The 13,790-nt window shown below is 58.9% G+C and carries 12 protein-coding genes and 1 pseudogene; 12 read left to right on the top strand and 1 reads right to left on the bottom strand.

Going from position 1 to position 13,790, the window contains the following annotated elements; genetic code table 11:
• Positions 1–178: 178 nt before the first annotated feature.
• From sfnG to SO180_RS20980, 8 genes are all read left to right on the top strand, one after another.
• Positions 179–1,285: a dimethylsulfone monooxygenase SfnG gene (gene sfnG, locus SO180_RS20945; protein WP_449380731.1), complete on the top strand. Its 1,107-nt coding sequence runs from the start codon at positions 179–181 to the stop codon at positions 1,283–1,285.
• A 121-nt stretch (positions 1,286–1,406) separates the two neighbouring features.
• Positions 1,407–2,228, top strand: a complete 822-nt coding sequence (locus tag SO180_RS20950; protein WP_449380770.1) for an ABC transporter ATP-binding protein — start codon at positions 1,407–1,409, stop codon at positions 2,226–2,228.
• Positions 2,228–3,118 carry a branched-chain amino acid ABC transporter permease gene (locus SO180_RS20955; RefSeq protein ID WP_449380732.1) on the top strand — a complete coding sequence of 297 codons (891 nt, stop codon included), beginning with the start codon at positions 2,228–2,230 and terminating at the stop codon, positions 3,116–3,118. Before SO180_RS20950 ends, SO180_RS20955 begins: the two co-directional genes overlap by 1 nt.
• A gap of 45 nt (positions 3,119–3,163) precedes the next feature.
• Complete coding sequence (locus SO180_RS20960; protein ID WP_449380771.1) at positions 3,164–4,165, top strand: branched-chain amino acid ABC transporter permease; 1,002 nt, start codon at positions 3,164–3,166, stop codon at positions 4,163–4,165.
• 27 nt (positions 4,166–4,192) lie between these two features.
• The gene (locus SO180_RS20965) at positions 4,193–5,524 is read left to right on the top strand and encodes an ABC transporter substrate-binding protein (protein ID WP_449380733.1); all 1,332 of its coding nucleotides are present in this window, start codon (positions 4,193–4,195) and stop codon (positions 5,522–5,524) included.
• A 75-nt stretch (positions 5,525–5,599) separates the two neighbouring features.
• Complete coding sequence (locus SO180_RS20970) at positions 5,600–6,388, top strand: ABC transporter ATP-binding protein (RefSeq protein WP_449380772.1); 789 nt, start codon at positions 5,600–5,602, stop codon at positions 6,386–6,388.
• A 28-nt stretch (positions 6,389–6,416) separates the two neighbouring features.
• The gene (locus tag SO180_RS20975; RefSeq protein WP_449380734.1) at positions 6,417–7,613 is read left to right on the top strand and encodes an acyl-CoA dehydrogenase family protein; all 1,197 of its coding nucleotides are present in this window, start codon (positions 6,417–6,419) and stop codon (positions 7,611–7,613) included.
• Between the two features lie 123 nt (positions 7,614–7,736).
• Positions 7,737–8,978, top strand: coding sequence for an SfnB family sulfur acquisition oxidoreductase (locus SO180_RS20980; RefSeq protein ID WP_449380735.1), 1,242 nt, complete (start codon positions 7,737–7,739; stop codon positions 8,976–8,978).
• A gap of 268 nt (positions 8,979–9,246) precedes the next feature.
• On the opposite strand, the gene SO180_RS20985 is transcribed toward SO180_RS20980, so the two are convergent.
• Positions 9,247–10,479 carry a diaminopropionate ammonia-lyase gene (locus SO180_RS20985; protein WP_449380736.1) on the bottom strand — a complete coding sequence of 411 codons (1,233 nt, stop codon included), beginning with the start codon at positions 10,477–10,479 and terminating at the stop codon, positions 9,247–9,249.
• Positions 10,480–10,481: 2 nt separating this feature from the next.
• On the opposite strand from SO180_RS20985, the gene SO180_RS20990 reads away from it, so the two are divergent.
• From SO180_RS20990 to SO180_RS21005, 4 genes and pseudogenes are all read left to right on the top strand, one after another.
• Positions 10,482–10,631 (top strand): hypothetical protein, encoded by a 150-nt coding sequence (locus SO180_RS20990; protein WP_449380737.1) that lies wholly within the window; start codon positions 10,482–10,484, stop codon positions 10,629–10,631.
• Between the two features lie 840 nt (positions 10,632–11,471).
• Positions 11,472–11,676, top strand: a pseudogene (locus SO180_RS20995) (cold-shock protein).
• Between the two features lie 194 nt (positions 11,677–11,870).
• Complete coding sequence (locus tag SO180_RS21000) at positions 11,871–12,605, top strand: hypothetical protein (RefSeq protein WP_449380738.1); 735 nt, start codon at positions 11,871–11,873, stop codon at positions 12,603–12,605.
• Positions 12,606–12,980: 375 nt separating this feature from the next.
• Entirely contained in the window at positions 12,981–13,724 is a 744-nt protein-coding gene (locus SO180_RS21005; RefSeq protein WP_449380739.1) for a HipA domain-containing protein, read from the top strand.
• The last annotated feature ends 66 nt before the right edge of the window (positions 13,725–13,790 follow it).

Here is a 13,790-nt window from a genome sequence, read left to right on the forward strand (position 1 = left end):
GAAATGCACATGCTCGGACCGCGTCCGAGACGACCGTAGCGCTTCTGAATCAATAGCTTAAACGACGACGAACAGCACGTGAGCCGCGTCGGTCTCGATGGGTGCGACGGCACGATGCTGCCTGCCTGAGATCGTCGCTCTTCTTCACGCAAAGCTTAATTCTTGAGGGACAAACAGGATGACTGTGAGCAACAATCCGATCAAATTCGCTTATTGGGTGCCGAACGTATCCGGTGGCCTCGTGATTTCTTCGATCGAACAGCGCACCAGCTGGGATATCGATTACAATCGCAAGCTTGCCCAGATCGCCGAGAAGTCTGGCTTCGACTATGCCTTGAGCCAGATCCGATTCACGGCAGGTTATGGTGCCGACAAGCAGCACGAGTCCGTCAGCTTCTCTCACGCGCTCCTTGCCGCGACTGAAAAACTCAAGGTGATCGCCGCTCTCCTTCCCGGGCCTTGGAATCCGGCGCTCGCCGCAAAGCAGATTGCGACGATCAACCAACTCACCAATGCACGCGTTGCGGTCAACATCGTCTCGGGCTGGTTCCGCGGCGAATTCCATGCAATCGGCGAGCCTTGGCTGGACCATGACGAGCGTTACCGCCGCTCGGAGGAATTCATCAACGCGCTGCGCGGGATCTGGACCGAGGAAAATTTCACCCTCAAGGGCGACTTCTATCGGTTCAACGACTATTCGCTCAAGCCAAAGCCGCTCGATCCGCTGCCAGAGATCTTTCAGGGCGGCTCCTCGCGGGCAGCCCGCGACATGGCTGCCCGTGTGTCCGACTGGTACTTCACCAATGGCAATACCCCGGACGGCCTGAAGGCCCAGGTCGAGGACATCAGGACCAAGGAAAAGGCGTTTGGCAAGGGCTGGCGCACCAAGATTGGAATCAATGCCTTCGGTATCGTCCGGCAAACAGAAGACGAAGCTAAGGAAGTCTTGCAGGAGATCATCGATAAGGCGATCCCCGATGCGGTTCGTGGATTCCACCACGAGGTCCAGAATGCAGGCAATGCCAGCCCCGAGCGCGAGGGAAATTGGGCCAAATCCACCTTCCAGGACCTCGTTCAATACAATGATGGCTTCCGCTCGAATTTGATCGGAACCCCGCAACAGGTCGCCGAACGCATTATCGAGCTCAAGGGCGCTGGTGCCGATCTCATCCTGCTCGGTTTCCTCCATTTCCAGGAAGAGGTCGAATATTTCGGCAAGCATGTGATCCCGCTCGTTCGAGAGCTCGAGGCAAGCGCGCCCGTACGTGCGCAGGCTGCCGAATAATCGAGTTCGTTGGGGAGGGGACCAAGTGGCGGGGATTGCGACAGGAGGGGCTGCGCTTTGTCTGGAGGATGGTTCTTCCGACGAACATGTCGGTCACGCGAGGCGAAAGCGGGGCGAGGCGATTGTGAGCCGCACAGAGCCTGTTACGCTCGCACGTCCGGTTCTCGGACTTGCGAACATCTCGCTGAGCTTCGGCGGTGCCGTAGCACTGCGCGATGTTGATTTACAGGTCGCGCGGGGTGAAATCCGGGCAGTCATTGGGCCTAACGGGGCCGGCAAGAGCTCGCTGCTCAACGTTGTCAGCGGACTCTACCGGCCTGGTCAAGGCGAAGTATGGTTCGGCGAGCATTCGTTCCGTGATGTGCCGACGTCGAAGCTCGCCGCCCATGGCGTGGCGCGGACATTTCAGAATCTCGCCCTGTTCAAGGGACTTTCGGTCTTCGACAACGTACTCATGGGGCTTGCGCACCGCTTGCGGCCCGGCTTTCTGCGGCAGATCGTCGGCTCGCCGCTGGCGCGGCGCATCGAGGCGGAGAACCGGGCGGCGGCAAAGGAGATCATCGGCTTCCTGCATCTTGACCACGTTCAGGACCGTATTGCCGGAACGCTGCCTTATGGCGTGCAGAAGCGCGTCGAGCTTGCGCGGGCGCTGGTGGGCCGGCCAAGGGTCCTGCTCCTAGACGAGCCATTCGCTGGTGTGACCATGACCGAAAAGCAGGAGTTGTCGCACCACGTGCGCAACGCCCGCGACAACTTCGGCGCCACGGTTGTGCTGATCGAGCATGACATCGGCCTCGTGATGGGGCTGTCGGATCGCGTGGCCGTGCTCGACCATGGGCGGAAGATAGCCGACGGCACGCCTGAGGAAGTCCGAGCCGATCCTGCCGTGATCGAAGCCTATCTCGGCGTCGACCACGAGAAGTATGCGGAGTTTGTGATTTGATGTTCGACTATCAGTTCTTCATTGAGGTGCTGATCGGAGGCCTCCTGTCAGGAGTGATGTACTCCCTGGTCGCGATCGGCTTTGTGCTGATCTACAAGACCTCCGGCGTACTCAACTTCGCCCAAGGCGCGATGCTGCTTTTCGCTGCGCTGACCTTTGTCAGCCTGGTCGAGCGTGGGGCGCCGTTTCCCGCGGCGCTCGTGGCAACACTGGCCATCATGATCGCGCTGGGCATCGCCGTTGAGCGCACGGTGCTGCGGCCGCTCGTCAACCAGCCTCCGATCACATTGTTCATGGCGACGCTCGGGCTCTCCTATGTGATCGAAGGCGCCGCACAGCTCCTCTGGGGCACGCAAGTCCATGGGCTTGACATCGGGATCAGTGATACCCCATTCGAAGTCGCCGGCGTGCTGATCAGCGGGTTCGATCTGTTCGCGGCCGCGGTTGCAGGCAGCCTGGTGGCGGTGTTTGCGCTGTTCTTCCGCTACACCCGCACTGGACTGTCGTTCCGTGCGGTCGCCGACGATCAGTTTGCAGCGCTTGCAATCGGCCTGCGGCTGCCGCGTGTTTGGGCCGCAGTTTGGACAGTGGCCGGGATCGTCGCCCTGGTCGGTGGGCTGTTGTGGGGCGCGCGGCTCGGTGTGCAGTTCTCGCTCTCGCTCGTCGTGTTGAAGGCACTGCCGGTGCTGGTGCTCGGCGGTTTCGATTCCGTCCTAGGCGCGATCGTCGGCGGGCTTCTGGTTGGGGCAATCGAGAAATTGTCCGAAGTCTATGTCGGACCCTCCTTTGGCGGCGGCATCGAGACCTGGGTCGCCTATGTCGCGGCACTTGCGCTGCTCTTGATCCGGCCATCTGGCCTGTTCGGACAGAAGTTCGTGGAGAGGGTATAGGCAGTGGCGATTCCCTTCAGCAAATCGAGCTGTCCGTCGGCCGAGATCCTGTGGGGCGGGATCATCGTCGCACTCGCCTACGGCGTTGTTCCGTTCGTCGGATCGGATTATCTGCTCGATGCGGTGCTGACGCCGTTCCTGGCGCTAGCGCTGGCCGCCGTGGGGCTCAATGTTCTCACCGGATACACTGGACAGGTCTCGCTCGGCTCGGCCGCCTTTCTCGCGGTCGGCGCGTATGCGGCCTACAACCTTCATCTTCGCATCCCGAGCTTGCCGCTGCTGGTTGATCTGGTGCTGGCAGGCGGTATCGCGGCTGCCGTTGGGATCGTGTTCGGATTGCCCAGCCTACGGTTGCGAGGGTTCTATCTTGCGGTATCGACTCTCGCCGCACAATTCTTCGTACAATGGGCGCTCACCAAATTCGGCTGGTTCTCTAACGACAATCCATCCGGTGTGATCGATGCACCCGTTCTGAGCGTTGCGGGTATTTCGTTCACGAACGCCGCCGAGCGGTATGTTTTTTCTCTAACGATCGTCGTCATCTCGACCTTGCTGACACTGCGATTGCTACGATCCCAGTCGGGCCGCAACTTCATCGCAGTGCGCGACCATGAGATCGCGGCCAAAGTGATCGGCGTGCCGCTGCTTCGAACCAAGCTGCTCGCCTTCGGCATCTCGTCGTTCCTCATCGGCGTTGCCGGCGTTCTCTGGGCCTTTGCCTATTTGCGCACGGTCGAGCCGGCCGGCTTCAATCTCGACCGCTCATTTCAGATCCTGTTCATGATCATCATCGGCGGTCTCGGCTCACTGCGCGGCTCCTTCATCGGGGCGGCCTTCATCGTCGTCTTCCCGCTTCTGCTGTCACGCGTCGGCGCGGCCCTGCTCGGCAGCGTCTTTGATTCCGGCGTTCTGGAGATGAGCCAACGTATCCTGATCGGTGCGCTCATCATCGTATTTGTCATCGCCGAACCACGCGGTCTGATCGCCTTGTGGGATCGCACCTGGTCTACCCTTCGGTCTGGAAGGCGCACGGCAGCGCCAATTTGATCTCTTAACAACTCAAAGGAGCTTGCAATGAGCATGCTGACACGCCTGAAAATGACCCTGGGGGCGGTACTCGCGGCCGGCCTTGCCAGTACGCTGGCGGCCCACGCCGACGAACAGTTCTTTCCATTGCAAAGCTATCGCGTCGGTCCTTATGCCGCCGGCGGCACCGGCTTTTTCGGCGGATTCATCGATTACCTCAATCTCATCAACATCCGCGATGGTGGCGTCAACGGCGTAAAATTGACCTGGGATGAAGGCGAGACCCAGTACGAGGTCGAGCGTGGCGTAGAGGTCTATGAGCGGCTGAAGAATCGTCCCGGCATCGCTGCCTGGAATCCGCTGTCGGTCGGGATCGCCTATGCCATGATCGACCGCATCACAAAGGATAGAGTGCCGCTGATCACGATCAACCATGGTCGTACCGATTCGACCGATGGCCGGGTGTTTCCTTACGTCTTTCCGCTGTTGCTCAATCCCTACAGCGAGACCTCTGGAATTGTAAACTACATCGCCTCGAGAGAGGGCGGCCCGGACAAGCTCAAGGGCAAGAAGATCGTCGTGCTCTATCATGGCTCGCCCTACGGCAAGGAAACAATCCCGATCTATAAGCTGCTCGCGGACAAGTACGGCTTTGACCTTGAGCAGATCGAGGTCCCGCATCCCGGCAATGAGCAGCAATCGCAGTGGCTATCGATCCGCCGGGCAAAGCCGGACTATGTGGTCCTGCGCGGCTGGGGCGTGATGAATCCGGTGGCCTTGAAGAGCGCACAAAAGGTCGGCTTCCCAGCAGACCACATCATCGGCAATGTCTGGTCCAATTCCGAGGAAGACGTCATTCCGGCAGGAGAGGCGGCCAAGGGCTATATCGCGATTACGACCCAGGCGTCCGGCGCCGAATATCCGGTGCTGCAGGATGTGATCAAGACCGTGTACGGCGCGAACAAGGGCAATCTCGACGACAAGAAGCGGATCGGTAGCGTCTATCACAATCTCGGGATTGTAAACGGTATCCTCAACGTCGAAGCTGTCCGGATCGCGCAGGCCAAGTTCGGCAAGCGCACCCTGACGGGCGACGAGGTTCGCTGGGGCTTTGAGCACCTTCAGCTTGATCCTGCGCGGGTCGAGGCGCTGGGCGCAAAAGGGCTATTCCACTCGATCAACGTCACCTGGGACAATCACGAGGGCGACGGCCGTGTCACGTTTCAGCAATGGGACGGGAGCAAGTGGAAGGTCGTCTCGGATTGGATCGCGCCTGATTGGGCGTTCCTCCGGCCGATCATCGAGAAGTCGTCGACGGCCTATGCCAAGGAGCATGGCATCAAGACCCGTACCTCCGGTGATGATCCGGTGAGCCAGTAATGCAAGTGTTGCGCGGTATCTTTCGGAAGGCGTCAGCTCCCGAAAGATCTCGCCTGAGGAAGGATGGATCCGGGCATGAGTGACATTCTGCTTTCGCTCGAGGGGGTGGCGGCGACCTACAATCATGTCGTCCGGGCCGTGAACGAGGTGTCATTCGCGGTCCGGCGGGGCGAGATTGTCGCCGTGCTGGGTGCCAACGGTGCTGGCAAGTCCACGACGCTTCAGGCGATCTCAGGGCTCCTGCCGGCGCGGCGCGGCCAGGTGACCGCCGGACGGATCAATTTTGACGGTCGCGACATCGTGTCGGCGTCGCCCGCCAAATTGGTTCGCTCCGGGATCGTTCCAGTGCTTGAGGGCCGGCATTGCTTCCGCTCGCTGACAGTGGAAGAGAATCTTGTTACGGGCGCTATTGGCCGAGACGCCAAGTCTCGTGTGATCCGCGCTGGCCTGGACGAGATCTACGAGCTTTTCCCACGGCTGAAACATCATCGCAGGTCCATCTCGGGACTAACGTCGGGCGGCGAGCAGCAGATGACTGCGATCGGCCGCGCACTGATGTCGCGGCCGCGCTTGTTGGTGCTTGACGAACCGTCGATGGGGCTGGCCCCGCTTGTCGTTGAGAGCATTTTCCGAGCGCTGAAGCAGCTCAACAGAGAGCAGGGCCTCTCCATCCTGGTAGCTGAACAAAATTCGACGGTCGCGTTACGCTTTTCCGACCACGCGGTCGTCCTCGAGAACGGCCATAGCGTCCTTTCCGGTACATCGGTCGCCTTGCGCAATCGCGACGAGATCAAAGCGCTTTACCTCGGCGGCTCACCCCCAACCGACTCCACACAGAAAGTGTTGACGCACGCCGTTGCTTGAATTCGCAAGAAAAAAGGAGAGACTGAGAATGGCTTCAGCCAAACTGGCACACAACTTCAGCCAACCCCCCTATTCCCGGCTGGATGCTGCCATCGATGCGACCGTAAGGATCAATGCCGATCGCAATGATCTCGAAAGCCGCTTTCCGAGAGAGAATTTGACAGCGTTGGCGGAAGCCGGCTGGACCGGCGTCCTGAACGAAACCCGGTTTGGCGGCCTTGGCCTTGCCCATGTCGATTTTGCCGAAGCTGCCTATCGTATTGGCCAGGTTGATGCATCGACGGGCCTTGTCTACGTCATGCATGTCGGCGCGGCTCAGACTATCAATCTATATGGTAGCGACGACCAGAAGGAGCGCTGGCTCAAGGCGAACAACGGTGCCTTGCTGGGTACATATTCGACCAGCGAGCGCGCCACTGGCGGGCACTGGTGGTATAATCTGTCGGAGGCATCGCGCGATGGCGACAACTATCTGCTTGATGCCAAGAAATCATTCACAACGAGCTCCGGTCAGGCCGACTTCTATGTGGTGCAGACACGGACGCCGGGCGCCAAGGACCAGACCGACATTGTGTTCTTCATCGTGGACGGCAAGTCTGCCGGAATTGAATCAAAACCTTGGAACGCCCTCGGCGTGCGCGCCAATCACTCGGGGCCAATCCATTACACCAGCGTGCGGGTACCGCAACGGGACCGGCTCGGTGCTGAGGGACAGGGGAAGGAAATCATCTACAATGGCGTCTCGCCCGTCTATCTGATTGGGCTCGGAGCCGTCTGGGAAGGTCTCGCCCGGGGCGTGTTGAATGCGGCCGTCAAGCACACCGCAAGTTTCGTACACAAGGATCGGAACAAGAGAGTTGCGGACTATCAGGCGGTCCGGCAGGAACTCGGTGCGGCCAAGGTGCTCGTTGAATCGTTGCGACCCTGGCGCCTCGAGCTTGCAGCAAGGCTGGACGAACTCTGGCGCGCCGGCAAGCCGCAGAGCGAAATCCTGATCCCGCTGACCGAGTTCAAGGTGCATGCGGCCGAGGTCGCAAACAAGGTCGCCGCCGCTGCGCTAACAGTCACCGGAGGTTACGGCTATCACCGGGGGCCGATTGAACGTTCCTTCCGCGACGCGCGTGCCGCTATCGCAATGGGCCCATCGAACATCATCGCTCGGGACTGGATCGGCAAATCTCTGGTGGGCTTGCCGCTTGAGCTCTTCTACGAAGGTGGAGAGTAGTTCGAGCACCGTATCGGAAGCGAGTCTATGCCGCGAAAGATGCGGCGATTGGGCTCAAGGTAGCGAACGGCACCGCATGGTGCCAGCCAGCCGGGGCGGCCGCCAGGCCTTTCGGAGTTTTTCATGACCACAATAATTGAACGTGCTGGCCGACCCGAGGCTGGATCGGAGTTCAACGTCGTACCAAAGGCGCAGGTCCTCAGTTCTGACGCGGAGGCCATCGACATCGCGCACAAAATGGCCGCCGAACTTGCGATCGATGCGCCAGCGCGCGATCGCGAACGGCGTCTGCCGGCAGCCGAGCTTGATCGCTTTTCGTCAAGCGGTCTTTGGGGCATCACCGTACCGAAGGCTTATGGCGGAGCCGGCGTCTCCTTCGCGACGGTCGCAGAAGTAGTCAAGATCATCTCGGCCGCCGATCCCTCACTCGGGCAAATTCCACAAAGTCATCTGAGAGTCCTGGACCTGTTGCGACTGACCGGCTCGGACGATCAGAAGCGCTTCTGGTTTGGTAAGGTCCTGCAAGGCCATCGCTTTGGCAATGCGGTCTCCGAAGCCAAAAGCAAGCATACCGGCATCTTCGAGACGACGATAACCCCTGATGGAGATAGCTTTCTGATCAACGGTCAGAAGTTCTATGCGACCGGGGCGCTCTTTGCTCATTATATCGCCATTGCAGCAACTGACGACAACGGAAGAGCGCATATCGCGATCGCGCCTCGCGATGCGGATGGATTGAGCGTCATTGATGATTGGTCCAGCTTCGGCCAGAGGACGACTGCCAGCGGCAGCGTCGTTATACGCAATCTTCGGGTACCCGAATTGGCAGTATTGCCGGCGCATGCGGTATATGACGCCCCGACTGCGAACGGACCGTTTGCCCAGCTCGTCCATGCCGCGATCGACGCGGGCATCGCCAAAGGCGCTCTTGCCGACACGGTTGCTTTCGTGCGCCAGTATGTACGGCCATGGATCGATAGCGGTCAGAACCATGGTTATGAGGACCAGTTCACTATCGCCCAAATTGGAGATCTCAGCATCAAACTGCACGCGGCTGAAGCCCTGCTCGAGCGAGCGGGGCACGCCTTGGATTTTGCCGTTGCGGAGCCAAACGATAAAACGGTCGACGAGGCATCAATCGCCGTTGCAATCGCCAAGGTGGCGACGACGGAGATCGCGATTTTGGCAGCGAACAAACTGCACGAGCTTGGCGGAACGCGATCGACGCTTGCACAGTACAACCTTGATCGACATTGGCGCAATGCGCGTACCCACACGCTGCACGACCCGGTGCGCTGGAAGTACTTTCATATCGGGAACTACGTGCTGAACGGAGTACGTCCGCCGCGACATCCCTGGAATTGAGGTGTCCGTTGTGATCACGGCAATCGATTCGAATAGATCTTGATTATTGGTCGAGCCGTTCTAAGAGTGTCTGCTGTTTGATCGATGGGGAGTTTATGCGTTGAGCCGACCTGACGGCTTGGGCAACGTCTTTGCGAGCCGCTTGCACAGGTGGTGCACTCTGCAAAGAGACAACTTGGGACGATTCGAGATGAAGAAAGCGGCCACATTCGCCGCAATCAAGATCGCCCAGCTTGAATGCTCAAGAAGGTGTTCAGATCCCAAAAGGCTAGCTCGCAGCATCCGTTGACATGTTTTTGCCGGCCTTATCGTTTTTCGCGGTCACGTGAGAAGGCGTCGTGCCGACCAGCTCTTCATAGAGGGAAGGATCAGTCGCACCTTCGGTGTTGACCAGGAAAACCCGTGCATTCGGTCCAAGACCAAGCTTGGCACGCAAGGTCGGCTCAGAAGCAGCTTTCAGTAACGCTGCGAGACCAACACCACCGCTTTCGCCAGCAACAACTGCCGGATCGCCATCCCTCGGATTTGCCAGGCGCTTCATCACGCTGATTGCGTCCTCGTCGTCGACCGTCATAAAAGCGTCCGCTGCGCGCGAAAGGATGCGCCACGCGATAAGCGAGGGCTCGTAGCATTCGAGCATTGCCATCACGGTGGAATGCAGGTGATTGACTTTCACAGGACGCCCGGCCCGCGCGCTTTCAAGGAGGCACGCCGCTCGCGAGGGATCGACAACAGTGAAGAACGGGCGGTCGTTGCCGAACAGGACCGAGAAATGTCCGGACATCGCGGCGGCGAGCCCACCCACGCCCGCCTGAATGAACACATGAGTCGGGGGTTCGCGCAATTGACGCAGAGCCTCACTCAGTAGCGCGGTGTATCCTTGCATCACCAGTCCTGGGATTCGCTCATAACCAGGCCAAGACGTATCAGATACCGTGATCCAGCCGTTTTGGGCCGCAACGTGGGATGCCTCGGCAACTGCATCGTCATAGTTGCCATCGACGCGGATCATCTGCGCGCCAAAGCGAGCAATGGCGAACATGCGCTCGTTGCTGACGCCCGAATGAACAAAAATGGCGCATTTCGCCCCAACAAGCTGGGCCCCATAAGCAACTGATCTGCCGTGGTTGCCATCCGTTGCGCAGGAGAGCGTCATGCCTCGTGCGACGGACTGAACTTCAGATGTGTGCAATTCGCTCAGCTCAACATCGCGACCGAGCTGCCGAGTGGCTTCCTCGAGCACCAGGCGGATCACAGCATAAGAACCGCCCAGCGCTTTGAAACTACCAAGGCCGAGGCGATCGCCTTCATCCTTTAGATGGATCGAGCCAACTCCGATCTCACGGGCAAGGCCCGCTAAAGAAATAAGAGGAGTTTCCTTGTGCCCATCGCGATCCCTGAGAAAACGCTCGACCTCGCGGGCGGCATCGACGCTCAGCGTGTCGGCGTCCGAAGCGTCAAGGAGAGCGCGATGATCGGGGTGCGAGTTGAGGAGAAACATGAGTGAGCTTTCTTGCCTCGTTGGCCGCTGTATGGAGCATTTCATTCGCGATGGCAAAGTGGTTGGCTTCGCTAGCAGCAGAGGCCGACAATCGAGTGGTGAAATCCGTCAAAAAGACTGTTCAGGCGCCGAATTTGTGCGTCGATGTGTGAATCATTGCGTTAATCAATATCGATAAAGCCATACCTTGCAGGACTACGCACGTTGTTTTGGAGGCAATAAGGGACAAGCGCCGGTTGGGACCACACCAATTCGGCGCAGCACCATAGGAGCAGGACATGGCCAACCATTTCTACCGCTCCGTATGGGCAGATATGCCGAGACGTTGTTTCGGCGTAGTCAGCGCGACCCGGAGCAAAGGCTTGGCTGCAGTACAACCTGATGCGGCCAGGGAACGAACTCGCGCGAGCCAAGCACCGATCCGGCTTGGCGGACCAGCCAGTTTGGCATGTACACAATGCAACCGAAACCGTCCCCAGCTGAATCGAGCTGATCAGAGGTGGCAAAGAAATCTTTGTCACGGCCGCAACCAAGCGGACTTACCGCCCGTCCTTCGCGCAAACCTTCGTATGCGGTCGCTTAGCGAGCGATCGTGAATGAGGTTTGCGAGAACATCCCAAGCAGGAGACTGGCGTCCACGCTCATGTCGCCCCAGGGTTTCTGAAAACCTCTACCGATGGCGAAACGACGCTCGACGGCCTCAAGCGCGCGCAAGCCCTGCAACCGGGTGGATCAACATGGTGCATCGATATTGGAGTATTGGGCTGTGGCTTCGTGTCTTCCGCTCGATGCGGCTTTTGCCAACGGATGGCTACCTTTGGTGCCTGGGCCGCAACGCCGATTGACAAGTCAAGGGGGACGCCATGGGAGGCGATCGAGAATTCGCGACGTCCGCTCGGCCTAGCAGCATGTATGTCGCAGACCGCAGATGGTCTTGATGCTCAATAGGTACTCTGGCTAAAATCCTGCGGGTTCAATTTGAAGTTACTGTGGTGGCAATCGGTACGGTGAAATGGTTTAGCTCGACCAAGGGGTACGGCTTCATCGAGCCGGATGGTGGCGGCCCCGATGTATCGTCCACATTCGTGCCGTTGAAAAGGCCGGCTACGCTGAGTTGCAGAGGGTGCAAAGATCAGCTACGAGATAAGGGCCGGACGTTCTGGCATAATGTTCGCCGAAAATCTCCGACTTGAATAATCGTGCTCGCGCGAACAGAAGAGAATTCTGGCTTCGCCTCCGGCCTTTCCGCGGAGGCGTAGGTGCGGCCTCAGCATATCCCCCCGGAGCCGCTGAGGCCGTTTCCTTAAGTCCACGCGAAGTTCAATGCAGCCGTATCGTAGTGGCTGCTGACGAAGCAATCTGCGATCGGAGCATCGATCGACAATATCCCGATGTCCATCTGCCGCAACGCGGTCGAAGGCATCTTTCACGAGTTTGATGATGACGCCCTAAGGCGCGAACTGATGGCCGGCTGCCTCGTCGAGAAATACGGCGGACACGTCTATTTCGGCCATCGCTCGATCCAAGAGTTTCTGGCTGCCGAGCATTTGTTCCGGACCGCCTACTCCACGTCGGGCGGCAGCGGAGCAAAGGGACTCCTAAATACCGTGGAGTTCGCAACGCCGGAAGTCTCGAAATTCCTGCGCCGTTTCTTCGGCAAGCACCGCGACGGACGAAAGACCGCAGTCAACATCTGCAGGCTCTTGAGTGGCTTCACGGAAGATATGCCACCGAATCTCGGGCCATTGACTGAAACTCAACATGCATCGGGCGAGGGCTTCCGGGATAGCCCTTGGCTCTATTACCTGCAGGTCCGAGGTACAGCGCCGGAATGGGGCGCCAACGAATTCGAACATGTCGTCCGCGACTTGGGTAACAAATCGACGCCACGCGACATCTGGTTGCTCGCGGCACAGGCGGCCACGATTTCGGAGCATACGCACGCCAAGCGCAACCAGATCATCGCGAACGTTCTCCAAGTCAGCAATCTGGCCGAGCATGTCGAACGCGCGCAAAGCGATCCGCACAACGTCGACAGTGTGGGCGGAGAGGACTACATCATCTACTGTTTTGCGTCCGCCATCACTGGAAAGTTGCCGAACTTCAGGAACAGTCGGTTTCCTTGACGGAGGTGAAGACCTAGCCCTTCGTAAGGCGGTAGGCGACCCACGGAAACGGTCGTCAGCGCGGCATCATGCCGAGAGATCATCCGTCGATCCGCAAGCTATTCCTTCCGAAGCCGAGGGGGCGAAGGGCAGGGTCTTTCCTGATCCCACGGTGGGGAAACTAGGGTCACCGGTCACCGGCCGAACACACCTTTTCCACTCTGCAATTCCGCGCGGTTACGATCCGTCAATCAACCCATCATAATGCCCGGATAGTCTCCGATGTTTATGTGTTTCAACCCACTAGAAGGGTTGAATATCCACGCAGCCGGGATATATAAACCCCTACAATGGGTGTGTCATGGACTTGACGATTCAGACGTTTTTCAACGGCGAGTGGCACGACGCCGCGCTCACGTCATCGCCAAGCTTCTACGCAGCGGCGAAGCGATCGACAAACGCATTCTTGAGGCCGAAGCCGGCTACCTGAAAGTAGCCAAGGATTTTGGCCTGATCGTCGAAGGTGAAAATACCTATGGCGACGGGGTGCTCGTCATCCCTCGCTTCGACCGCCTGGTCACCGACAAAGGACTGGTGCGCTACGGCCAGGAGAGTCTCGTATCCGCGCTTGGTGTCGCAGAATTCGGCGCAAGGAGGCATCATGAGGCGTACCTCAAGCTCATCCAAGAGGTATCGGCAGATCCTTTCGAAGACACCGTCGAATATCTGCTGAGGGACATCCTCAATTTGGCGATGGGAAATCCGGACAATCATGGCCGCAACACCGCCTTTCGGAAGTTTCCCGATGAAACAATCCGGCTGTCTCCACTCTTCGACTTCTGTCCGATGAAGCTCGATGCTTCGGCCATTCCTAGGTCTACGACCTGGGAATGCATGCGACTACAGAACCGGGATACGCCCCCCGATTGGCGGCAAGTCTGCGAAGCCGTCGCCGCTCCCGGAGTTCCTGCCGATCGTCTGATGGAGCGCTTGGCCGCGAAGGAGAATCTGTTGCGCGCTTTGCCTGACCTCGCGCGCCAGCACGAGGTACCCGAGGCCGTCGTGCAGAATGCAATCATCAGGAACAAGGAAATGGCGGACGGTGTCGCGAAATTGGGGAACGTTCCCCGCAACAGGTGATCGACATGCCGAGATGGCGCAAACCGACCAAAGTCGAGATTCGAGAGCGCCGCGCCGCCGTTTCGG

Source organism: Bradyrhizobium sp. UFLA05-112 (assembly GCF_053572325.1).